We start from the raw sequence: 21,838 nt of genomic DNA on the forward strand, positions 1-21,838 counted from the left end.
TGGGGCAGCTGGAAGCGAATTGAGAACGATGCGTATTCTGATTACTGGCGGTGCGGGATTTATTGGCGGGCATATTGCCGAGGAGCTTGTTGCTCAAAAGCACGAAGTTGCGGTGTTGGACGACCTCTCTTCGGGCGAAAGAGCAAACGTTCCCAAGTCTGCCAAGTTCTATGAAGCGGACATCACCGATGCCAAAGCCGTTTCACGCATCCTCAAAGAGTTTCAACCAGAGAGTCTCTGCCATCAAGCTGCTCAAATGTCGGTTTCTCGTTCAGTTCGGGAACCTGATTTTGACGCAAACGTGAATATTCTCGGCTTGGTCAATGTACTGAAGTCAGCTGCCGAGGTGGGAACAAAACGCTTTGTCTTCGCCTCGTCGGGAGGAGTCCTGTATGGAGAGGTGACCGAACCTGCTCCGGAAACGACTCCTGCAAATCCAATTTCTCCATACGGAATCAGCAAGTGGGCGGGCGAGCAGTACCTGCAATTTTTCACACGTGAACATGGCATGGAAACGGTCGCACTTCGCTATTCAAACGTTTTTGGTCCGCGTCAAAACCCGCACGGAGAAGCGGGAGTTGTGGCGATCTTCTGTACGAAGATGCTCGCAGGGGAACCGGCGCGCGTTAACGGAGATGGCAAGTATGTCCGGGATTACGTTTACGTGACCGATGTCGTCGATGCAAATGTGAGAGCTCTGACATCCGCAAGCCCGGGCTTCGTCGCCTACAATGTTGGGACCGGAGTCCCGACAGATGTGAATCAGATCGCATCTGCCTTGCTCGTGAACTGTCAGGCAGAGATTCGGAAACGTGACATGGAACGTACGGTTCCGAACGTCGACAACGGCCCTGCCCGCCCAGGAGACTTGCGTTCAAATCTCATCTCAGCAACGAAAATTCAAACCGAACTCGGGTGGTCTCCGAAGACAGACGTTACAACCGGATTACAGCAAACCTCAGCATGGTTTGCGCAAAAACTTCTCGATCAACAATGATTTTCACTGGCGAGCTGAGTTGATAGATTATGCTGCGAAGAGTGAATCAACGAGAAGAACCCGAGAGCATTTTTCATTTACCGTTTCACGTACCTGGCTCGTCGCGAGCAGTGTTATGAAATCGTGAGAGAGACCTTCACGGGCACGAAAGCAATATCATTCTACACATTCGACAGCCACTGCTGATTAAGAGGTCAATATGTCAACGATTTTAGTTACAGGTGGAGCAGGTTTCTTAGGCAGCCATTTGTGTGACCGGTTGCTAGAGCGAGGGGATGATGTCATTTGTGTTGATAACTTCTTTTCCGGTCGAAAAGAAAATATCCGACACCTCATCGGGAACCCTAAGTTCGAAGTGATCCGCCACGACATCGTTCATCCTCTGTACGTCGAAGCGGATCAGATCTACAACTGTGCTTGCCCCGCGTCCCCGGTGGCCTACCAATACAATCCGATCAAAACAATCAAAACGTCGACGGTTGGAATGGTCAATATTTTGGGGCTGGCGAAACGCTGCGGAGCGCGGATTCTGCATACTTCGACGTCAGAAGTTTATGGTGATCCGGACGTTCACCCGCAAACTGAAGACTATTGGGGCAATGTGAATCCACTGGGGCCCCGAAGTTGCTACGACGAAGGAAAACGAGTGGCCGAGTCGCTGTGTGTCAACTATCACCTTGCTCATGATGTTGAAGTGCGAATCGTACGGATCTTCAATACGTATGGACCACGCATGGACCCCAACGATGGGCGTGTTGTCTCCAACTTCATCATGCAGGCGTTGCGAGGCGAGGACCTCACTGTGTACGGCGACGGCTTGCAAACTCGCTCATTCTGCTTTGTCTCAGACCTGATTGAAGGGTTCATTCGATTGATGAATCAGGACACAGCCATTGGCCCCGTCAATATCGGGAATCCGACTGAGAACACGATGATCGAACTTGCCGAAGCTGTGCTGGAAGTGACCGGGTCCTCTTCCAAGATCGTTCGAGCACCTCTCCCTGAGGATGATCCGAAGCGTCGTTGTCCAGATATCACGCTCGCCAAATCATTATTGGATTGGACGCCACAGGTTGATCTGAAGTCAGGCTTGAAAGAGACTGTCGACTACTATCAACGAACGCAATTCGACACGCAAAGCTGAATCGACTAACTCTGTGCAATGGTTGTCGTTGATGATTAGGGAAGTCACGCAGCTCTTTGGGTAGGGTGATTCCTCTTGAGGATCTCAAGAAACGGGTCGATTTCGTCATCGTTTTCGGCAGCGGTTTTGCTACCGGCGGTTCTGCTACGTGCGGTCCGTTTCTGGGAAGTCTGTGTTACTGTTGGTTGCAGCGAAACGGTTTCGTTCTCCGAATCAAACTCTTCGGAGAGATCCCATCGTTGGCTGGCGCCGAGTGCCTGCATGCAAAGCAAGCCAAGTAAGATTCCGCCCACAAAAAAGACAAGCATGAGTGACGCCTGCATCAGAGTGGCTACCGCTTCGGGGCCTTGAGCTCGTGCGATCAGGAAGGCTCCCCCAGCGACAAAAACTCCGAAAGCTCCCAAAGCCCACCAGCCGGAGAGTTCCAGTTCAATGTCGTCCTGGCGATCGGATTCAGATTGCGTCTTCATTACGGAGTCCTTTCCTGCAAACGGCTGCGTTCATCTTGAACTCAGCTTTGTAGACTTCGATATCATGAAGTTGTCGAAATTGACAAGACCAAACAGTTCTGTTTCGCGAAATACTCAACAGATGGCAACCATTGCCGATACACATTGTTGATGAAGACGACTTGTGATTGTGATACGGTGAGTCGGAGCTTCTCAGTCATTTCGAAAGAAGCGACGGCCTTTCATTTCGAACCGAGGTAGTGCGTTTTCTGAGACAAGAATAACTTCCGCATGGAAATTGAGACGATCTTTGATTCCCTGCTCGACTTGCTCGATTAATGCGTCCAGCGATTCAGGGGCACTGAGTCGTTGTGAGGTCGGTTCAATTTCAATCTTCATGTGTGGCATTGAACGTCGCGTAATCACATTGACCTGGTATTCGATGATGTCAGGAATCTCACGGATGATCGCGTCTAAACTCGAAGGAAACACATTGTTTCCTCGAATGGTGACCATGTCATCAACCCGGCCTAGAATCCCCCCCTCAAGCCGCATGAGTTCGTATCCGCTCTTGCATGGTTGAGTCGCCACCTTGACGAGGTCGCCCGTTCGATAACGAATGACGGGCTGACTGGTTCGGCCAAAATTCGTGATGATCAATTCACCAGTTTGCCCAGCTGGGACGGGAGCGTTGGTCTCTGGATCAAGCACTTCAGCGAGGCATTCACTTTCTAGAATGAGTAATCCACCAGGGGCATTGGCTGGTTCGACACCTAGCGAGCCGATGTCTGTCATGCCCCAGTGGTCAATGACTCGGGCTCCCCAACTTGCTTCGATTCGATTTCGGACCGCTGGAATTGCCCCGCCTGGTTCACCAGCGACAATGATCATTCGAACTGAACTTTCCGCGAGAGGAATCCCAAGTTGTTCCGCGACATCGGCGAGTCTCATTGCATAGGTCGGCGTGCAGCAAACGATTGTTGCATTCATCTCCAAGATCAAATTGAGTCGAGCTTCGCTTGTCATTCCGCCCATTGTCAGCGACAGGTTCCCAAGTCGTTGTGCGCCTTCAAAGGCTGCCCAAAAACCAATGAAAGGACCGAAGGAAAATGGGAACGCAAAGATATCCTCAGGAGTGATTTCGCAAATTCGATAGATCTGAGCCCAGCAATCCATGAACCAGTTCCAACTCTCTGGGGTGTCCAGCCATCGCATCGGTTTTCCGGTCGTTCCGGAAGTTTGATGCAATCGAGAATAGCCTGTCATGGGGGCCGAAAGGTTGGTTCCGAACGGCGAAAAGGCATTCTGGTTCTCAACAAGTTCCTGTTTCGTCAGGAGCGGGAGTTTCGAAAGATCATCGAGTGATTGAAACTCCGCCGATTTAAGTCCACACGAATTGAAACGTTCCTGCCAAAATGGATTGTTCTGCTCGACAAGCGAAAGCAATGACTTAAGTCGAGATGTTTGATGGTCAATCAGTTCTGTTCGCGAGAGCGATTCAGGGTGTGGTGAGGTCATGGGACTTACTGCGGATCCAGAAAACAGAGCATCAAAAAATGCTCCCATTTTTTGAGAGACAAAGTGCGGGTTTTCGGATCAGTTTTAGAGTCTTTTCCGATGCCAGTCTTGCGTATGAAGGTCACTTCGATGACCTCATAGGCTGCTCGCCACGAGGCTGAACGTGAAGACCAATATTGGAGTTGCTCTAGGTTTGTGGGTAAAAAAGTTCTCAATGCAGATGATAATTTAGTGGAACTGGTTCGTGGACGAAATGCGACTCTTCGTTTCGGACATAGAAATAAAAAAACACCCCAGCACACTTGGTGTGCTGGGGTGTTTTGAAGAATCTTTTCAATGCCGGTCGTGCCCGTGTAGAACGGGCTTCGTCACGAAAATTGTTGTTCGTCACGAGACAGAACTGTTAAGACGAATTTTAGATTGGCTCTAAAACTGATCCTGAAAATTGAAATTGCTCTCTCAAACGTTGAGAAGAGTAGCGATTTCAGAGGCTTTCAGACTGGTTCTAAACTGCTCGCAGGATCGCTGCGGCACTTTGTCCCATTGTGGTTCGGTTTACGCTCATTGCGACCGAAGTTTTTAGTCTTTCCGGTTCACGAACGACGTTGAGACGGCAGTTCGGGTCAGGATGTTTATAATTGAGCGTCGCAGGAAGGAGACCATGCTTGAGGGCCAGGACACTACCAGCAAGTTCAACAGCCCCTGAGCCTGCTTCAAAGTTTCCGAAGTAACTCTTCAAGGCAGTAACAGGGATATTCTCTGCATCAACGCCAAAAGTGTTGTGGTAGGCCTTTGCTTCAACGTAGTCGTCTCGGCGTGTGCTTTTGCCGTGAGCGTTAATGTGTCCCACTTCGCTCGTAGAGATACCTGCTCGCTTCATTGCGGCGTTCATGGCATTTGTGAGTCCACGTCCGCCTGAGCCGTTCTCATATCCACGTCCATCACAGCCTGATCCGACTCCGAGGACTTCGCAGTAAATTTCAGCGCCACGAGCAATGGCGTGACTGTATCGTTCAACAACGAAGACTGCAGATCCTTCTCCGACGATCGTTCCATCACGATCTCGGTCAAATGGTCGGCAGGCACTTTCCGGATCGCTTTGTGATGACAGGTTGTCGTACAGACTGATTCGGGCGATATCAACGGGATGAATGTTTGAACTACATGCACCGACAATCATGACATCGGCAGAGTCTCGCTGAATACAGCGGACAGACTCTTGGAGCGCCAGAATCATGGAAGAATCAGCACTCGTAATTGTATTGTTTGGTCCACGAGCGTCATTTTCGATGGCAACATGGCACGCTGGCATGTTGGGAAGTTGACGCAACATCCAAAGTGGTGCGATTTTCCCAAGTCCATCTTCACCCCAACGGGTGTACCCTTCTCGTTCCGATGGATCTGCAAAATCGCGAGCAGCCTCAGCCAATTCGTCTGGCGTAAAGGAAATGTGTCCTGAGCCGAACTCGACACCAAGGCGTTCGGGAGAAATTTGTCCGCTTTGGATTGCGGCATCTTTCATCGCCAAAGAGGCTGCGGAAACTCCGAGTTGAATGTCGCGAGACATCACCTTCAGGAATTTCTTTTCATAAACGTGTTCTAGTGGGTCGAAATCATGGATCTCAGCGGCCAGTTTGCAAGGGAAACTGTCTGCGGAGAAAGAACGGAGTGGGCTAATACCTGAACGCCCGGATACTAGATTGCTCCAGAACCGTTCATTTCCAATTCCGACCGGTGAGACAACCCCAACGCCAGTAATGACGACCTGAGGAGCCTTTCTTCCAGCCTTCATAGCTAGACCTCGCATACGGAAACTAAAAACTCAAATACTTATTACTAAATATCGGAGTTCGACCGTCGCTTCGATGAGCGACACCAGCGTGATTCAAGATTCTCGAGCAATACGTTCCACGTAACCGAGAAAATCGACCACAACGGTGCAACCTTATAATGAGCAAACGTCCACTTTTCCCACGTACGTTTGACTCGGTTCCACGAGCTTAATCTTCAGAACGTTACTGACCCCTCAGCAACGACAAATTAAAGAATAAGCAACTTTTCAAGTCATGTGAGTCTTTTTCCTGACCCCTCAGGGACTCACAAGACTTGCATTCTATTAGACGTCAATCATTCAGGAAAGTCAACGAGTCTTGATGGGTTTCCTGAATTCAAAAATTAGAATGTTCTCATTTACAATATTTCAATTAACCCAATATCTCGTCGACGGGGAGGCCTTCGTCCACTATACGTAGTGGTCTTCCCCCCGGAGTGATGAGTTCTTCGTTTGGATCAATCGTTAAAGAAGTGCAAATCGTTGCGAAAAGGTCGTCGACGCTAATCGGGCGTTCGGTAATTTCCATCCCATCCGAACTGGTCTTCCCGACGCAAACACCTCCTTGTACGCCGCCTCCTCCAATCAACAGGTTGAAGTTCTTCGCCCAGTGATCGCGTCCGACAGCTGGCGTTCTTTGATTGATCTTTGGTGTCCGGCCGAATTCGCCGAGACAAATGACTAAAGTTTTTTCCAGCATTCCTCTTTGCTTGAGGTCAGTAAGCAGTGTCGAGAGACCCTGATCCACTTCACCAGCGGTCCTCGGCATATTTCGCCACAAGTTCTGGTGCATATCCCAGCCGCCTCGTTGAACCTCAACGAACGGAACGCCCGATTCGACCAGGCGTCGGGCGACAAGGCAGCTCTGCCCAAATGCGTTTGATCCGTATTGCTGTTTGGTTTTGTCTGATTCGCCCTCAAATGTGAAAGCTTTCAAGCGGGAGGAAGTCATCATTCGAGATGCTTTCCGGTAGAGTTCTTGATGTTCGCGACCAATCGACTCTGCCCCGGCTTTGACGAATTGGTTGTCCTGCTGCCGGAGCATTTCCATCCTCCGACTTGCCCGCGCTCCGGCTACGGAACCCTTCATATTTGCCGGTAACTGACCGGCTCGGTCGATGACAAAGGGGGCGACCTCGACACCAAGGAATCCTGAACTGACAGTTTGCCCAATACTCACAAAGTTTGGGATGTCCGATTCCGGATCACCCAGCTTGTGTGCGACCAATGACCCGATGTGAGGAAACTTGTTTGGGCCGAGTAAACGGTGCCCCGTTCGCAGATGGTACCGCCCACGGTCGTGGGCCGCTTCCTTGCCAGCCATGCTGCGGATGACTGAAACGTCTTTCATCATCTTCGCCATCTTGGGCCAGTATTCGGCGAATTCGACTCCCGGGATTGCAGTTTGAATTGTTTTTGTTGGCCCACCGTTTGTGGTTCCCGGTTTCGGATCCCAGGTCTCCAGTTGACTGGGAGCACCGCTCAGAAAGACCATGATACATGAGCGGCCTTCTTTTTTGATTTCTTCGGCATTGACCCCGATGGAACGCAACAGACCGAGGCAACTCATTGAGGCGAATCCCCCCCCGGCAAGCCGCAATAGATCGCGACGAGTGACGTCCCCGTGACGATTCAAATTCACGTGCAGAAGATTATTGTTGAGCATGTCGTTTCCGATTGAACGTAAGTGGATGATGTTTTTTGAACTGATCCAGGACTCTGAATGTGGCCTCTCAAGTTCTGAGACTCGCCTTCATTCAAGAGTTTCGCACAAGGATTCTGTTGACGCTGATGAAGTTAGTGTTCGAGGCTGCGTGATTTGTTTTATCGCTTGGTTACGAACTCTGCGGAGTTTACTAAGATCCAGATCAGGTCTACGGCAGCTTCATTTCGGTTTGCGGACTCCTTGATAAATTTGCGATACATCGTCAGTTCTTCATCAGAGGGGGAACGGGCCAATGTGCCCAGAAATGCCTGGCGAATCATTTGCTCGTCATTTTTCGTTTTAAGCAATTCTTTCTTCAGAGGGCCATTGGCAAGCTTATTGTGCAGCGTTCCATTGTTCATCATCAACAGTGCTTGCTGCACTGCACCTTCTAAGTCTCGTTGAGGAATCGACGGATTCTGATCAAAAGTGGAGTTGATGGCCTTCCAGACAGACTTATTTTCGCCAATGAGTTGCTGTACGGTGTCAGCGACTTCGTAGGGACGTAATCTCGCAGGTCGAACTGACGTGAAGAGGTCTGCTTCGCTGTCGATGGTGGCGATTTCGCGTTGATAGACTTTGGAGTTCAGGATGATTCGGTACAGCCATTTCGGTTGAAATCCTGCGTATCGAAACGAGGCGGACAGTTTGTTTGCGACGAGTTGATGGACGACTTCTTTGTCTTGCCCCAAGCTGTCGACCGAGTAAAAGCCGTCGCCAATCAATTCGTTCCACGCACGGTTCACAAATGCACGGGCGAACCAATAATTGTCCGGGTTGTAGATCAAATAGGCTGCTCCAGCGACTCGACGTTGATCCGGCTTGAGATAGGTGGGGGGCTTCTCTCCCAGAAGAAATTTTGCTTCGACGACGGTCTTCTCCGACGGATCGAATTGGTCGGTCATGTAGTACTTTCCAGGAGCGAAGAAGGCTGCCATCTCGTGGAACTGTTCTCGTTTCCAGTTGTCGAAGGGGTGGTCGTGGCATTCAGCGCACTCGATACTAATGCCCATGAAAATACGGGCGGTTGAAGAGGCGATGAGTTCTGGTTTTCGCTCATTGGCTAAGACAAAGTTGTTCGGTCCATGATCCTGATGCCACCCGTTGTCTTGCGACTTCGTGTTCTTTTTTCGGGTGGGGGTTGCAGAGACCATTTCTCCCACCATTCGGTCCCAGCCAGTTCCCGCTTTGAATTCAGCGAATAACCAATCTTCAAGTGCTTGCGGATTCACCGTGTTTTTATTGGCACTTGTCTCGTAGAAAATCACCGATCGCCAGTAGCGAGCTAATTTGCGTGCGAATTCATCACTTTCCAGAAGTTCGTCGATCAGCATCGCCCGCTTATTCTCGTCCTGAACTTTGACGAAATTGCTGATTTGAGCAGGCGTTGGTATATGGCCGGTGGTGTCGATGAAGACTCGGCGAATGAAAGTTTCGTCATCGATGATCGGAGAAAGTTTCGTCGATGTTTCTTTCGCGATGTACTTTTCGAGTTGTTCGTCGAGATCTCTTGAGCGATAGGTTCTTCCTCGTCCGATGCGTAGGACCGGAAAACTCCCGCGGATCATTTCAAGAAACTTGATCTTGTCTTCCGGGGACTTGAGATTCGGAAGGTTCGGTGGAGCTTTCTTGGCTGGTCGTTTCGGTGCTGCATCAAGAGCTGAACTCAGCACAGCTACGCAGAGAAGAAAGTGAACCGCTCGTCGAGAAAAAAAATCGTGCATTAAGAGACCTGTAGACGGAAACGGGTATGGAAATGAAACTCCGAAATGCTGCCCGTAGTCAAGTCATAGTATACGGTTGAGAAGTCTGCAGGAGCAACTCAGTGAGGCGTTTCTGCGGCTTTCAGTGCGTGCCTGATTAATCCTGATTTGCAGGAGAGAGGGACCGTGTCCTGCTGATTCAACCACGCAGCACGTGTTTTCACTTCGCGTGAAGCTCATACTGATTGGATGCTCAACTTGTCTACCTGTCCTGCTTTCAGATCGTATTACACACCGAGGACCGATTTCTTGCCGACGCAGCGTCTCCAGGCAGAGAGTTGCCCCAAGTGAGAAGCGGGATGCGTGGTCAGCAAGTGGATCAGCAGATCGCCAACTGTCGGAAATTGCTCGACGAGAAACGGTGTTTGATTTGGTCCTGCGAGTTGTTCCTCGGTTGCAGCCGACGCGATTTTTTCGGCTCGCTCATACAACTGATCCATGAGCGAGAGTAACTCTGCCTTGGAAGCGTAAGCAGAGCGATCGTCAATCGGCTGCGAGCCTGGTCCGTAAGTCTTCATCCATTGTTCGTCAGTCTCGAGTTCACCGCCCAGAAGGAGAGAGACGAAATCAGCTCCCAAAGCCAGATGGCCGAGAATCCAGGCGGGATGATTCATTCCCGGATGGGGCATCTGTGCCATGTCGGCATCATCGATGTCGTGAACTAAATCTTTAGCGTACGAAAGCGTGAAACGAAAAGCGGTGATTGTCGAATCCATAAGAATCTTTCTTGTGTCTGGTTTCTTCCCCGAACATTTTATTAAGGGAGTCCAACTTCTGTCTCGATGAATTGAACGATTCGTCACCTGAGAGTCGTCTTCTCGGACATAGGAAATGCGAATGCGTTCTGTCGATGTTCATCATACTCTGCTGTGCCAGCACGTCCAGAGATTGCCATGAGAGGCATTCTGGATACAATCGCAAGAGACTGCGTTATTCTTGCGAACATCGGTTTCTCTTCAGGTGTCCGACTGCTTTCGACGTTGAAGTCTCTCTTCTTGCTTATTGCTGAATCTCTTCAAGAACTGGTCCATTGTGAATTCCTCCACAACTCAATCCTCAACGATACAAAGATCACCGAAGCTGCTTCCTGACTTGTCGCTTTTCGGAGTGGCTTTGATCTGGGGGATCAATCTTCCTGTGATGAAAGTCGGTCTGGAACATATCAATGTTTATGCGTTCAATGCGATTCGGCTGTTCATTTCCGCAGGTGTCCTGGTAGCGATTGCCTACCGAGACCGACCTTGGAAGGTGTTCCAGCTTCCTGCAAAGACGAAGTGGAATATCTTTCAATATGCCGTGATCGCATCGGGGTTGTATCAGGTTTTATTTTTACTGGGAATCGCTTATGCGTCGTCCGCAAATGCAGCATTGATCATGTCGACAGTGCCGATGTGGACCGCATTGTTGGCATTGGTATTTCTCAAAGAGCGACTCTCTCGCCTGGCTTGGGGGGGGCTCTTCATTGCACTCGCCGGAACGCTCATTGTTACAGGCCAAAATGGGATCAGTGGAGATTCAGATGATTCCTTGGGAAACCTGATCATGCTGGTCGCTGCACTGGTGTGGGCTACGGGGACCGTTAAGAGTCGTCAGCTTCTCGGCGAAGTCTCTCCGTTGACACTCTCTGCGGTTTCTTCAGTGTCGATGCTACCACTGCACTTTGTGATTGCCGCTCCGTATCTGGCAGGTGAAATGACGGGTTTGACGAATCCTCAAGTTTGGGTCCCGGTGATTTATTCCGGTGTGTTTTCGACTGGCGTCGCTTTGGTGATGTGGAATTACGGTGTGCGTGAAGCGGGAGCAGCTCACGCTGCGATCTATCAGAACCTCGTTCCGGTGATTGCAATGACGAGCGCCTTCATCGTCCGTGGAGAATCAGTGACGTCGGTTCAAATCGTCGGGGGAGTGCTGATTATCGGTGGTCTGGTCGTGATGAGAAAAGCACGAGCGAGGAATCTTGCTGTTGTTCGGAGTCGTCTTGAATGTACGACTCCGGCGTACGTGAATGTCGCTGCACAGATAAAGTGCCCGGCTGAAAAAGTCGACAGCCGATAACTATGCGAGCCCGGCCAGCTTGCGGCCTACCCAGAAAACGCCAAGCAGAAGAATCAGCGTTCCGCCCCAGGCGGGATGGCTCCAGATGCGGAAGCGACGGATGATCGGGGCAGGCTCGGGGAGATCGGCGATTTCTTCAACCAGAGAGTCTATCTCACCAATTGAAACGAGGCGTCCGCGGCTGATCGTTGAGACCTCCTTAAGGACGTCTAAGCGAGCCGGTTCGCCGATGCGTTCACGTTCGATTCCCTGCACTGAAATCGTTGTTTCGAGTTTGGCTCCTGTTTCAGCACAGCTGGTGACCAGCTTGTATTGGCCTCCCTCTTTCGGAGTGAATGTTCCGGTGAACAACCCCCAGGAATCTTCGCCAGCTGGTGAGAGTGTGAGGGCATCCGTTTGTCCGGAAGGCGATGTGATCTGAACGATGACGGTTCCGTCACGAAGTGGCTCTCCGCCTGTGCTCATGACGTTTGCGTTTAATGTCAAAACATGGTCCGCTTCGGGGCGATCCGGTGAGTAGAAGAGTCGCATCGATTCTCCTTGCGACATATTTCGCTGATAGGCCATCCAGCGAACAACCTGTCCCCAGAATCGATAGTGGTATAAATCTTCGACACCTTTCCTCCATCTCCAGGCGCCGTCCGTTCCCATGAACAGCACTTTTCCGGTCCCGGAAGTCCGGGTTACGATCAGCGGGACACGGCCGAATCGCGAGGATTCGGTCTCATGAACAGCGAGTACCTGTCCGCCGATTTTGGCTCGCTGAGCAGAGGCGTACCACTGAAATCCAGGAAGTGAACCCCAGACTCTTTCGTTCTCTCGCTCATCCATTTCGAGGCGAGTCAGCAAGCTTCGGCGTCCTGATTCTGTGAGCGTAAACCGAGATGGCTGCGGAGACCCAAAACCGCGCGGGGCGGCGGGGTCGTTGATGACCGGATACAATTCTTCGAGGTCGGTCGCAGCGAATGTGGCTTGTTTCCCACGGAATCCTGGCAAGAACACCAGTCCCCCTGCATGGCTTCGCACAAGTTGACGGATGTGCTCAACGTTCTCCAAGTTGAGTTGAGTTGGTTCGACACCGACATCGCCGAGAAAGACGACATCATATTCAAAAAGTTCTTTCTCCGTGGGGAACGTTTCCAGATAGCCGCGCCCTCCACCGACATCATCGAGATCGGGGTGGAACAGCAGGCAATTCACATCGACCCCGGGGTCCCGTTCAAGTGCGTTACGAAGATAGCGGTATTCCCAACGGGGATATGACTCGACAACAAGGACTTTGAGAGTTTCGCTTTTGATCGATATCGGAAAGCTGAGTTCGTTGTTCGTCGGGTTAATCTCGGAGTCGTCGACTGGAATCTGAATGTTGAGTGTGTATTCCCCGACTTTTTCCGGCAACCAGTTCAGCGTGTCACGAAACTGACCCATCCCCGGGACGCGAATCGTCTTCTCGATTTTGTCTCCACGTGTGCCAGTGAGTGTAACGAGAATGTCTTTGTCTCTGGGGAGCCAACTGACCACCTGAAAGGGAATCCGTAGCGTCTTTCCGGCGATCCCAAATGTGGGGGCGTCCATACTCGCCAATTCGATATCGGGCAGTCGTTCTTCGCTGCCTACACCCACAGAGTAGACGGGGACAGTTTTCATTCGTAAAGCTGTCGCAGCAGCTGCAGGAGATTTTCCAGTGTTCCAGTCTCCATCAGAAAGCAGAACAATTCCTCGCAGGTTTGTATGTCGCTCGGCAGTTTTCTCAATGGCTGCATCAAGGTCCGTCCCTTTTGTTGGATCAGAAAGGCCTGATGAGAATGGCTCGAAAACGACGTTGAGTTTTTTCGTTGCCGGATTCCAGATCTCCGGGACTTTCGAGGGAGCTTCTGCTTCCTCATCACCCTGATCAGGCGATTCGATGAATCGAGAGACGGTTGCTGCTCGAGTGAGCGGCACATCAGCAGGCTTTAAAGGATCGACGACATCCTGAGTTTGCATGCTCTCAGAGGTGTCATACAAAACCACCAGTGTTGGCTGTTCATCGGGGCGAAATTCCTGCGTCACCTCGGGTTGATTCAAGGTGATGATCGCAAGGAGGATCAATAAGAACCTGAGTGCCTCCAGCAATCCCATTGAACGCGAATACGCGCTCCTCTTCCAACTGATCCAGCAGCAGATTGCAGCCGCAATCAGGACCAGCAGCGAAAGAATCAGAGTTGTGGTTGTCCAGTAAAAAGTCATTCGAAAAGCTAAATGTGCGGAAACGGTTTTGAATTTGAAAATCTCGGGGTCGTGACGAGTCGTGAGTAACTATGAAGCAGTAGAAGGTTGCGGAGTTTGAGGGACTCCCGGAAATTTTTGAGTCGTTTGTTGGCGGTCAGGAATACAAAGCAGCGCTTCGAGTAACAGTGCTGCGATCATGATGATCAGGAATGTCCTCCAGACTTCACTTGCCAACGCCATTGCAGATCCTGCTTCGTCGTTGATTTTTGTGTAGTTGATTCCGCTTAAAGTTCGTTGCAAAGCTTCGTCGCTGACGATGGCGGGTGCATCCTCGGACAAGGGGCGATTCAACGCAATTTGTACTTCTTCGTTAGAATACAGTCCGGCGGAAGTGCGGCGTTGGGAAAGAAGCTGATCGGCGGAGAGATCGTCGAGTGGTTTCCACTGATCGGTTTGTGATGCGTTCACTTCGCCACAGATCAATTGTTGTGCAGCACCTAAAACAGCTGCTCCCCGGGCCAACGCTCGGTGGATCATGATGTACAGGACGATTCCGTTCTCTGTGAAATTTGATGCAGCATCTGTCGGAAGTGACGAACAAAAATAAGCCGCACCCTGTTCAGATGGGACTTTGCAAAGGAGAGGAACTGCTTGCGCGAACTGGGCCAGCAGCGTCAGTTCGGAGTAATTGAGTTCGCAATACTCATAGATGTTTAACTTCCCGACCGGAAGAGGTGAGCCGCTCAAAGTGTTTCCGAGAAGGTCGGAATCGGTACGCCAGCGCTGAACGGAGAGCGGTTCAGTTTGCACGTTCACCCAATTCCCCCAACTCGCTCCGAGGAACTCTTCATCTCCCGGTGACTCAGGAGGAAAGAAGATGATCGACTTTCCATCCTTAAGATATTTATTCACTTGATTCGCCAGCGGTCCCGTCGGCAGCGGAGCATTCCAGAGAATGAGAGCTGTCTCATCCCAAGGTAACGCCGGGGCGGATGCACTCGGCAAGACTTCTGATTCATACGTCAGACTTTGGTCGACTCCATTCGAGGCGACCAAGTCCAGGATTTTCGAGACTTTCTCATCATCCGAGACGATCACCGTTTTTTGAATTGCAGGTTCGGAGTACACGAATCGATAGATGTTGTCAGCCGGATTGGCATCGCCGGGAATTTCGACGCGTCCCCAACCACTTTTGGAATCATCATCAAGTGGGAGAGTGTGACCATTTCTGACAACTTCCGAGCCGCTCATTTCAACTTCGAGCAGCGACCTTGCCCCGTTGATCACAATGTTGATCGGAATTGTTTGTTTTTCGTCGAGCTTTTCACTTCTTGTTAAGCGGATGTCCATCACCAGTTCCGCACCAGTTGACGATTCACGGCGATGAACTCCACTAACGCTTACGGAAAGATTATTCGCTGCCGTTTCAGGGTAGTTGAGCAGGTAGAGTCTCACACCTTCGCGGTCCGAAAGTTGTGAGCGGATCGAATCCCAACGTCCACCAGAAGGATTCCAATCAGACTCTCTGAGATCGGAACAGACCCAGACGTCCGTGCGCCCGGTCTCGTTCGCGACAATGTATTCGGTGACCTGTTCCAAGAGTTCAGGAATGTCCGCAGCTGTTGCCGTCGATTGTGTTTCAGGGAGTTCGAGAAGTTCACTCGCCGTGTTGATTTTGATTGGCTCAGAGCTCGTACTCTCGAACAGAACCAATTGTGTGTTTCGACCTGTGTTGGTGATGAGATCGGAAAGTTTCTTGAGTGCGGTTTCTCGCTTGGAGAGCGAACTGCCTCTCCCCTGCTCTTCCATACTTGCTGAACGGTCCAACACGATAATCGTGGTTTCGGGAGTGGTCCCGGCTGAAAGTCCCAGCCACCCCCCTGCCATCGGCCTGCTCACTGCGAAAATCAAGCCAGCAATGGCGAGCATTCTGGCGAGCATGATCAGGAGGTACCTCAACCGTGCCATCCCGCGCGACATCTTCCGGGCTTGCAACAGAAACATCGTTGCAGCCCAGTGAATCGTCTTGTGGCGATTCTGATTGATCAAGTGGATCAAAATCGGTAGCGCGATCAAGGGAAGAGCGAACAGAAGGTAAGGCTGTAAGAACGTCATTGATGTAAATTCGAGTCTTTCTGTGCTGTCTGTTCTTGATCGTGATTGAGATGATTGAAAGATTTTGAGGATGATTATTTCTTGCGGGCGAGTAAAAATTTTGCCAACACTTCTCCAACGTCTTCTTCGATTCCAACGCGATGATAATCGACCACGGAATCTTTCATGATGTGGCTGAGGTCTTCCAGATATTGCTGGACTGCCGCTCGATACTGCTTCGCGATCGTTGTTGGATCAACCAGCATCGGACCCGCACCTTCGAGGTCGACGAATCGAACCGGTCTGTCAAACTGAAAGTCGATCTCGTTTTGTTCGAGTAAGTGAAAGACTGCGACGTCATGTTTGCGGTATCGTAAATGTTGAAAACAGCTCTTGAGAGTTTCAGTATCGAGGAACAGGTCGGAGATGATCACGATCAGAGCTCGCTGAGCGATCTTCTCCGCAGCACTATGAAGAGCCTCTGCCAGTCCGGTTTCACCCTCCCCTTCCATCTCTCCGAGTTCATCTAGAATATGCCGCAGGTGAGCGCCACTTCTTTTGGGAGGGATCTCTTTTTTGAATTCTGTGCCGGCACAATATAAGCCAACCGCATCACCTTGAAACGCTGCAAGATACGCCAACGTGCCTGCGAGTTGACGCGCATAATCAATTTTGCGTTTTCCGACTTCGTTCGTTCCATCGATTCCGTAATTCATCGACCCGCTGACGTCCACAATCGGGCACAATCGCAAGTTGGTATCTGCTTCGTATTCTTTGATGTAGAAGCGGTCGCTGCGTCCCCAGGCTCGCCAATCGAGGCGGCGAGTATCATCGCCGGGGACATACTTTCGGTACTCAGAAAACTCCAGGCTCGATCCGCGCGTGGGACTCCGGTGACGCCCGGAAACACTTCCGATCATCGGAATGCGAGCATCCAAAGGGAGTCCGGCCAGCCGGGAAACAACTTTGGGATCGATGAAATCACGCATCAGACGAAACCGCACATTGAACAATTGGGGTAGAAATACTTTGACGAGTTCGCATTAACTGGCGTTCTCGGCATTCAGCTCATCAACCAATCGACGGATGACATCATTACTGCGGATTCCTTCGGATTCTGCATTGAAGTTGGTAAGAACCCGGTGTGAGAGAACCGGTTCTGCGACCGCTAAAATATCTTCCAGCCGTGCCATGTAACTTCCATTAAGGGCTGCATGTGATTTTGCACCGAGAATGAGATATTGCACAGCGCGTGGTCCCGCTCCCCAGGCGACAAGCGGCTTGAGCCAATCGGGAGACTCATCAACATTCGGACGTGTGCGGCGGACCAGATCGACTGCGAATTCATAGATGTGCTGCGGAACCGGGACGCGTCGAACAAGTGATTGGAACTTCAGCACGGATTCGGCATCCAGAATGGAACTGAGCTCGGGTAATTCGCCGCCGGTTGTGGTTCGGGCGATTTCAATCTCTTCGTCACGACTCGGGTAATCGACGGAGATCAAAAACATGAAGCGGTCGAGTTGTGCCTCGGGTAACGGATAGGTTCCTTCCTGTTCGACCGGGTTTTGTGTCGCCAGTACAAAGAATGGGGGAGAGAGTTCGTAAGGTCGGCCAACGACTGTAACGCGGTGCTCTTGCATCGCTTCAAGCATTGCCGCTTGTGTTTTCGACGGTGCTCGGTTGATTTCATCTGCCAGAACGATATTCGCGAAGACCGGACCTTTGACGAATTCAAATTCACGCCGTCCGTCTTGAGACTCTTGCAGAATGTCTGTCCCGGTAATGTCCATTGGCATCAGGTCGGGAGTAAACTGGATTCGGCTGAATGACAATGACATCGTCTCCGCGAGCCGACGCACGAGCAGCGTTTTTGCCAGTCCAGGGACCCCCATTAACAATGAGTGCCCACGGGCGAACAGGCAAATTGCAATTTGCTCGATGACCGCATCTTGCCCGACGATCACTTTTGCCAATTCTGCCCTGAGCTTTGCGTAGATCTCGCGAAGTTCATCAATTGCGGCGACATCGTCCGATTGGAGTTCCTGATTGAATTCAGTTGTCGAAGACATTGTGATCCTGTTCATGCCCAAAGAGGAGCAGTTTGTATAACGAAAATCTCGTATTGCAGCTGAGCACTTCGAGTGATCAGCTGAAATTCGATCTTGTTTTGATGTCTCAAATGAAGTGGATTGAGTAAGGATTTAACAGGGTGACTGACATGCAATGCAAGTCAGAGGAGAATCTCGCAGCTTAGGGTGAATGATTCTTGAAACGACGAAACTGTTCCCGGGATCGTTTTTTATCGAACTTCGAAGAGGCCTTGAGAGGCTAATTCGGAATGTGAAAACTGAATTGCCCCTGATTTTGCATATTGATTGTTACGTTTCGCCCATTGAAACCGAATTGTTTCTTGAGCGTCTTCCAAGCTTGAATTTGTTCTGGTTCCAGAATTGCCGTGAGCTCTTTTTCCTCAATACGAGCCAGGGGAATCGCGATCTGCACGACTTCGTACATATATTCGTAGCCCTGAATCTCGCTTTTCGGCATTCTCTTCTGTAGCAATTTTTTAAGTTGCTCACGCTGTTCTGTTGTCAGCCAGAGTTCATAGTCCAGTAGTGTCACCAAGTATTCTACGCGTGCATCGCGCTCCTCCTGGTCACGCTGAGACAGTTTTTTTCTGGAGTCGATTCCCATTTCGGACAGAGTGTTTCTCCAGAGTTGATGCTGTTCTACTGATGACGAGTTTGGAGTTGAAACACTGAATCCGAAGTTTCCATTTCCAAACTGTTGTTGCTGCATTCGTTCTTCCCACTGCTTCAGGTTTCTTTTCGTCGATGCCTTCCAGTCTTGCATGCAGTAGACAACGGTCCCCTTGGCAGCGATTCTTAAATGGCGAAGCTGTTGTTCATCGAGATCGAATTCGTTTTTGAAATAGTGAATTCGAACTTCGGCCATTTCAGTGAGCCGATCTTTCTGAGAGTCAATCGATTCGTCGAGAAGTTTGTACCAACCGTCAACACCCAGGTTGGACATAAATGTAATGTATTTCTCGCTGTTGGGGCCTGAACTCGAATTATTTCGGACGTGGTTCAAGCGTTTGTTCTGGATTTCACTCAACGCTCCATCAGACAAATTCGACAACAGTGGAACAGGCGACTCATACTGCAGGTAGTAATTCTGAGGATTGAGGGAGTAAAGTTTCAGCCTGTTTTTGGAAAGACGTCCCGAGAGGTGTTCTTCAATGACTTTTTGCTGAGCAGTTGTGAAGTACAACTCCTTGTCCAAAAGATTGATGACCCGGTCTCGTTGCGAGAGAGTCAACTGGTCGACCCGTTTTCGCTTGGCTGCCTCCAGCTTTTCGATTTGAGGTTGAGTCAAGATCTCCCGGATTTTTAAGTCCCAGTCATTCCCCGCAAACTGAAGTGTGGCGGCACCATCCGTGATGAATCGAATCGGAGAATAGTCCGCAAATCCGCGTTGCTGTTGATTCGCATTGCGCCGGCCCTCTTGCGACGTTTCGACCTGCTCGGCAATGAGGACGTCGTACTTCTTGATTTGCTCTGCGGTTAACTCGCAGGTCTCTTCGACCCAATTCTTTTGTGCCTGGGCGTACGCTTCGAGACGTTCCTTGCGAGTTTGCATCTCCTTCTCTGGTGGAGGTGGAAACTGTTGAACTGGTCGGGCGAATGGTGCGGGGCGTTTCTGACCGGTCAGGCCTCGGAAGACGTCTTCCAGGAAATCGCTCAGTCCATCGTAAGCGTAAGTTGATTGTGGGACGCAGGTGGAGAGGGCCAGAACGACAACGATCTTCAGCGTGACCTTCAATGTGATCTTCGTGAACTTCAGTCGGAATGCACCCATGCGGGAGCTGTGAAAGAAACTCCTTCGAGACCTCAAGCTACAATCGACCTCCGCAAGCGGGTCGACATTGAGGTCAAGTTGGTTCTTCGAGTTCTGAATGTGAATCCTCTACGTAAAATTTGACGAGTTGGAATCAATACGAACAAGGGAGTGAAGATATTAGTGAAATTTCTGAAGAAGATAGAAAAAATGAAAAACGAGATAATTTAGAACCAGTCCGCAAACTTCTGGAATAGCCGCTTTTCTTTACATTCGAGAGAGCAGTTTTGAGTTTCAGGATCAGTTCTAGATTGCGAAATAGTACCAGATGGAGAGTCTTCGGCTCAAATCAGTTCGAAATCTGCTTTGGAAGTTTGAAAATAATTGACCCTTTGTCAGGGAAATTCAGAATCGCAGTGGTCTTGTCCTGGAACTCAAATTGACGCTTCAGTTCTTGCCAAACTTGAATTTGCGGTGCATTCAATGCCTGCTCGATTTCGGTGTCTGAAATCGAATTCAAGGCGAATGCGACGAGAACGATCTCGTAGATCTCTGGAGACAACTCTTCTATCTGAACTGCAAGTCGAGACTCAAGCAGGTCATGCAGCGACTCACTTTGTGTTTGCGATAACCATAATTCCCGGTCAAGTAATGAAACCAAATACGAAACCTGACTCAACCGCGACTGTTCTTTGAGGATTCGCTGGTACTCTTCGTAATGCGGGCCCAGATTCTTAATGACTTCGGTGAAGATGGGGTGCATCAGAATTGTGGAATCACTCAGGTGTGGGAAGATAATTTGAATCGCTGAAGCTTTTCCGAGTCCCCTTTTCTCAAGGCGATCTTGAGTTTTCTGGACATCCTCTCGGACTGTTTTCTTTTGGTTTTCAACGAGATACTGGGCGACACCAAGCTGTGCAAGTTCAAGCTGTTTCACCTCGGCCTCTGTTAATTTCAGTATCGCAGCGATTTCATCTGTGTGGAGTTGCAGGTGATATCTGACTCTTTGCTTTGTTTCTTCAAGGGAGTTTTGGATTGCTTCATCGAATGAGAATTCATTGTCGGCTGTGGAGAAATTGATCTGGATGATGCTGAGTTGGAGTGGTTGATTCCCACGACGCACTACGAATTTACTATTGGCGGTTCGCTTCAACTTAGTTCTCTGAGGTGGACTCAATAGGTCTTCAGGGAAATCATCTAAAAGCTTGTAGGTGCTGCGATAGTCGAACACGACCGAATCGAGCTTGTTCGAATAGAACAGGTGCTCGGAATCCTTCAGATAAGCTTTAAAATGGTTTTTGAGACTCGCTTCCTGATCGGGAGTAAAGTGAAGAGTTTTGGTCAACTCACAGTAGCTGTGGTCCGCGAGAGCGGAAAGAAGCCGATCGTTCCGTAAAGTTTGCTCTTTAGTCAACTTCTCTCGTTGATTTTCGCTCAGAAGATTCTTGATCTTCTTGTGCCATTCAGAGTCATCTGAAAACCGATTAGTGATTCCTTGAGTTGTCAGCGTCACCGGCAAGACATCTCTCAGAGTGAAATGGTATTTCGCACGATTCTCTCGTAACTCTTCCAGTTCCTTCTCGATGAGTTGTTCGTAATCACGTTTTTGATCCATGCTTAAATCGCAACAGATATCAATCCAGTTCGCTTGAGCAACAAGGAAGGCCCGGATCCGGTTTTCAAAGATCCCAAGTCCATTCTCTTTAAGACGCTGGTCGAATTGTTGAGGTTGAGACCGAATAAGAGCCCCTCCCCTTACGACAAAAGGCTGCTGCATGCGTAGGTTTTGTCCGTTCCCTCTTACCCGAATTCTCTGAAATTGCTGGATCGGAACCGGTTGAGGAAACGCCCCGTTTGGAATGCGTAAATCAAGTTGATGGATGGCCTCTTGTTGTGCAAAAGCAAAATGAGGAGCACATATGGTCAAGAACAAAAATGAGAGGAGTCGCCCAGGTGCAAAGGAAGCACCGAAGTCGCTCTTGATGAGCAGGAACGGCAGAAATGTTGTCGGGCGGAAGAGTTGAGTCTCCGTCATCGGCATCTCCTCGGTCAACGAGTCCACTTCAACTTACCCAGTGCGTTGAGGTCGAGAATATCGCGTCAACTTCCAGATTACCAACAGATTCTGTTTAAAGACGAAAAGTATTGAGCATGACGATGAGGGGACAATTATTGAGATCGTTGAAGAAGGTATTGGTTGTGGGATGGCTGCCAGATGTACTTCAGAT

At 50.1% G+C, this 21,838-nt stretch carries 15 protein-coding genes; 3 read left to right on the top strand and 12 right to left on the bottom strand.

Annotated elements, in window-relative coordinates:
- Positions 1-28 precede the first annotated feature (28 nt).
- Complete coding sequence (locus tag Mal48_RS07700) at positions 29-997, top strand: NAD-dependent epimerase/dehydratase family protein (RefSeq protein WP_145197672.1); 969 nt, start codon at positions 29-31, stop codon at positions 995-997.
- Positions 998-1,196: 199 nt separating this feature from the next.
- The gene (locus tag Mal48_RS07705) at positions 1,197-2,141 is read left to right on the top strand and encodes a UDP-glucuronic acid decarboxylase family protein (protein WP_145197674.1); all 945 of its coding nucleotides are present in this window, start codon (positions 1,197-1,199) and stop codon (positions 2,139-2,141) included.
- A 44-nt stretch (positions 2,142-2,185) separates the two neighbouring features.
- On the opposite strand, the gene Mal48_RS07710 is transcribed toward Mal48_RS07705, so the two are convergent.
- From Mal48_RS07710 to Mal48_RS07735, 6 genes are all read right to left on the bottom strand, one after another.
- Positions 2,186-2,611, bottom strand: coding sequence for a hypothetical protein (locus Mal48_RS07710; RefSeq protein WP_145197676.1), 426 nt, complete (start codon positions 2,609-2,611; stop codon positions 2,186-2,188).
- Positions 2,612-2,803: 192 nt separating this feature from the next.
- Positions 2,804-4,108 carry a phenylacetate--CoA ligase family protein gene (locus tag Mal48_RS07715; RefSeq protein WP_145197678.1) on the bottom strand — a complete coding sequence of 435 codons (1,305 nt, stop codon included), beginning with the start codon at positions 4,106-4,108 and terminating at the stop codon, positions 2,804-2,806.
- A 505-nt stretch (positions 4,109-4,613) separates the two neighbouring features.
- Positions 4,614-5,900, bottom strand: a complete 1,287-nt coding sequence (locus tag Mal48_RS07720) for a beta-ketoacyl-[acyl-carrier-protein] synthase family protein (RefSeq protein ID WP_145197680.1) — start codon at positions 5,898-5,900, stop codon at positions 4,614-4,616.
- A 412-nt stretch (positions 5,901-6,312) separates the two neighbouring features.
- Positions 6,313-7,605, bottom strand: coding sequence for a DUF1501 domain-containing protein (locus Mal48_RS07725; protein ID WP_145197682.1), 1,293 nt, complete (start codon positions 7,603-7,605; stop codon positions 6,313-6,315).
- Positions 7,606-7,763: 158 nt separating this feature from the next.
- Positions 7,764-9,368 (bottom strand): DUF1549 domain-containing protein, encoded by a 1,605-nt coding sequence (locus tag Mal48_RS07730; protein WP_145197684.1) that lies wholly within the window; start codon positions 9,366-9,368, stop codon positions 7,764-7,766.
- 266 nt (positions 9,369-9,634) lie between these two features.
- A complete protein-coding gene (locus tag Mal48_RS07735) occupies positions 9,635-10,123 on the bottom strand; it encodes a DinB family protein (RefSeq protein WP_145197686.1) in 489 nt (162 codons plus the stop codon).
- A 316-nt stretch (positions 10,124-10,439) separates the two neighbouring features.
- Here Mal48_RS07735 and Mal48_RS07740 point away from each other — a divergent pair, with 316 nt between their 5' ends.
- Positions 10,440-11,462, top strand: coding sequence for a DMT family transporter (locus Mal48_RS07740; protein ID WP_197442154.1), 1,023 nt, complete (start codon positions 10,440-10,442; stop codon positions 11,460-11,462).
- On the opposite strand, the gene Mal48_RS07745 is transcribed toward Mal48_RS07740, so the two are convergent.
- From Mal48_RS07745 to Mal48_RS07770, 6 genes are all read right to left on the bottom strand, one after another.
- Positions 11,463-13,691, bottom strand: coding sequence for a hypothetical protein (locus Mal48_RS07745; protein ID WP_145197690.1), 2,229 nt, complete (start codon positions 13,689-13,691; stop codon positions 11,463-11,465).
- 69 nt (positions 13,692-13,760) lie between these two features.
- On the bottom strand, positions 13,761-15,788 hold the full coding sequence (locus Mal48_RS07750; protein ID WP_145197692.1) for a BatA domain-containing protein: 2,028 nt from the start codon (positions 15,786-15,788) through the stop codon (positions 13,761-13,763).
- Positions 15,789-15,862: 74 nt separating this feature from the next.
- Entirely contained in the window at positions 15,863-16,756 is an 894-nt protein-coding gene (locus Mal48_RS07755) for a DUF58 domain-containing protein (RefSeq protein ID WP_145197694.1), read from the bottom strand.
- A gap of 54 nt (positions 16,757-16,810) precedes the next feature.
- The gene (locus Mal48_RS07760) at positions 16,811-17,839 is read right to left on the bottom strand and encodes an AAA family ATPase (protein ID WP_197442155.1); all 1,029 of its coding nucleotides are present in this window, start codon (positions 17,837-17,839) and stop codon (positions 16,811-16,813) included.
- A 259-nt stretch (positions 17,840-18,098) separates the two neighbouring features.
- The gene (locus tag Mal48_RS07765) at positions 18,099-19,631 is read right to left on the bottom strand and encodes a hypothetical protein (RefSeq protein ID WP_145197698.1); all 1,533 of its coding nucleotides are present in this window, start codon (positions 19,629-19,631) and stop codon (positions 18,099-18,101) included.
- A gap of 328 nt (positions 19,632-19,959) precedes the next feature.
- On the bottom strand, positions 19,960-21,645 hold the full coding sequence (locus Mal48_RS07770; protein WP_145197700.1) for a hypothetical protein: 1,686 nt from the start codon (positions 21,643-21,645) through the stop codon (positions 19,960-19,962).
- Positions 21,646-21,838: the final 193 nt, after the last annotated feature.

Origin of the sequence: Thalassoglobus polymorphus, assembly GCF_007744255.1 — a bacterium.
GTDB lineage: Bacteria > Planctomycetota > Planctomycetia > Planctomycetales > Planctomycetaceae > Thalassoglobus > Thalassoglobus polymorphus.

What these genes read in the sequence shown, in the direction of transcription:
- Mal48_RS07770 (WP_145197700.1), bottom strand. Translation starts at nt 21,645, where the DNA reads ATGACGGAGACTCAACTCTTCCGCCCGACAACATTTCTGCCGTTCCTG.
- Mal48_RS07755 (WP_145197694.1), bottom strand. Translation starts at nt 16,756, where the DNA reads ATGCGTGATTTCATCGATCCCAAAGTTGTTTCCCGGCTGGCCGGACTC.
- Mal48_RS07710 (WP_145197676.1), bottom strand. Translation starts at nt 2,611, where the DNA reads ATGAAGACGCAATCTGAATCCGATCGCCAGGACGACATTGAACTGGAA.
- Mal48_RS07765 (WP_145197698.1), bottom strand. Translation starts at nt 19,631, where the DNA reads ATGGGTGCATTCCGACTGAAGTTCACGAAGATCACATTGAAGGTCACG.
- Mal48_RS07700 (WP_145197672.1), top strand. Translation starts at nt 29, where the DNA reads ATGCGTATTCTGATTACTGGCGGTGCGGGATTTATTGGCGGGCATATT.
- Mal48_RS07760 (WP_197442155.1), bottom strand. Translation starts at nt 17,839, where the DNA reads ATGTCTTCGACAACTGAATTCAATCAGGAACTCCAATCGGACGATGTC.
- Mal48_RS07715 (WP_145197678.1), bottom strand. Translation starts at nt 4,108, where the DNA reads ATGACCTCACCACACCCTGAATCGCTCTCGCGAACAGAACTGATTGAC.
- Mal48_RS07705 (WP_145197674.1), top strand. Translation starts at nt 1,197, where the DNA reads ATGTCAACGATTTTAGTTACAGGTGGAGCAGGTTTCTTAGGCAGCCAT.
- Mal48_RS07720 (WP_145197680.1), bottom strand. Translation starts at nt 5,900, where the DNA reads ATGAAGGCTGGAAGAAAGGCTCCTCAGGTCGTCATTACTGGCGTTGGG.
- Mal48_RS07750 (WP_145197692.1), bottom strand. Translation starts at nt 15,788, where the DNA reads ATGACGTTCTTACAGCCTTACCTTCTGTTCGCTCTTCCCTTGATCGCG.
- Mal48_RS07725 (WP_145197682.1), bottom strand. Translation starts at nt 7,605, where the DNA reads ATGCTCAACAATAATCTTCTGCACGTGAATTTGAATCGTCACGGGGAC.
- Mal48_RS07735 (WP_145197686.1), bottom strand. Translation starts at nt 10,123, where the DNA reads ATGGATTCGACAATCACCGCTTTTCGTTTCACGCTTTCGTACGCTAAA.
- Mal48_RS07730 (WP_145197684.1), bottom strand. Translation starts at nt 9,368, where the DNA reads ATGCACGATTTTTTTTCTCGACGAGCGGTTCACTTTCTTCTCTGCGTA.
- Mal48_RS07745 (WP_145197690.1), bottom strand. Translation starts at nt 13,691, where the DNA reads ATGACTTTTTACTGGACAACCACAACTCTGATTCTTTCGCTGCTGGTC.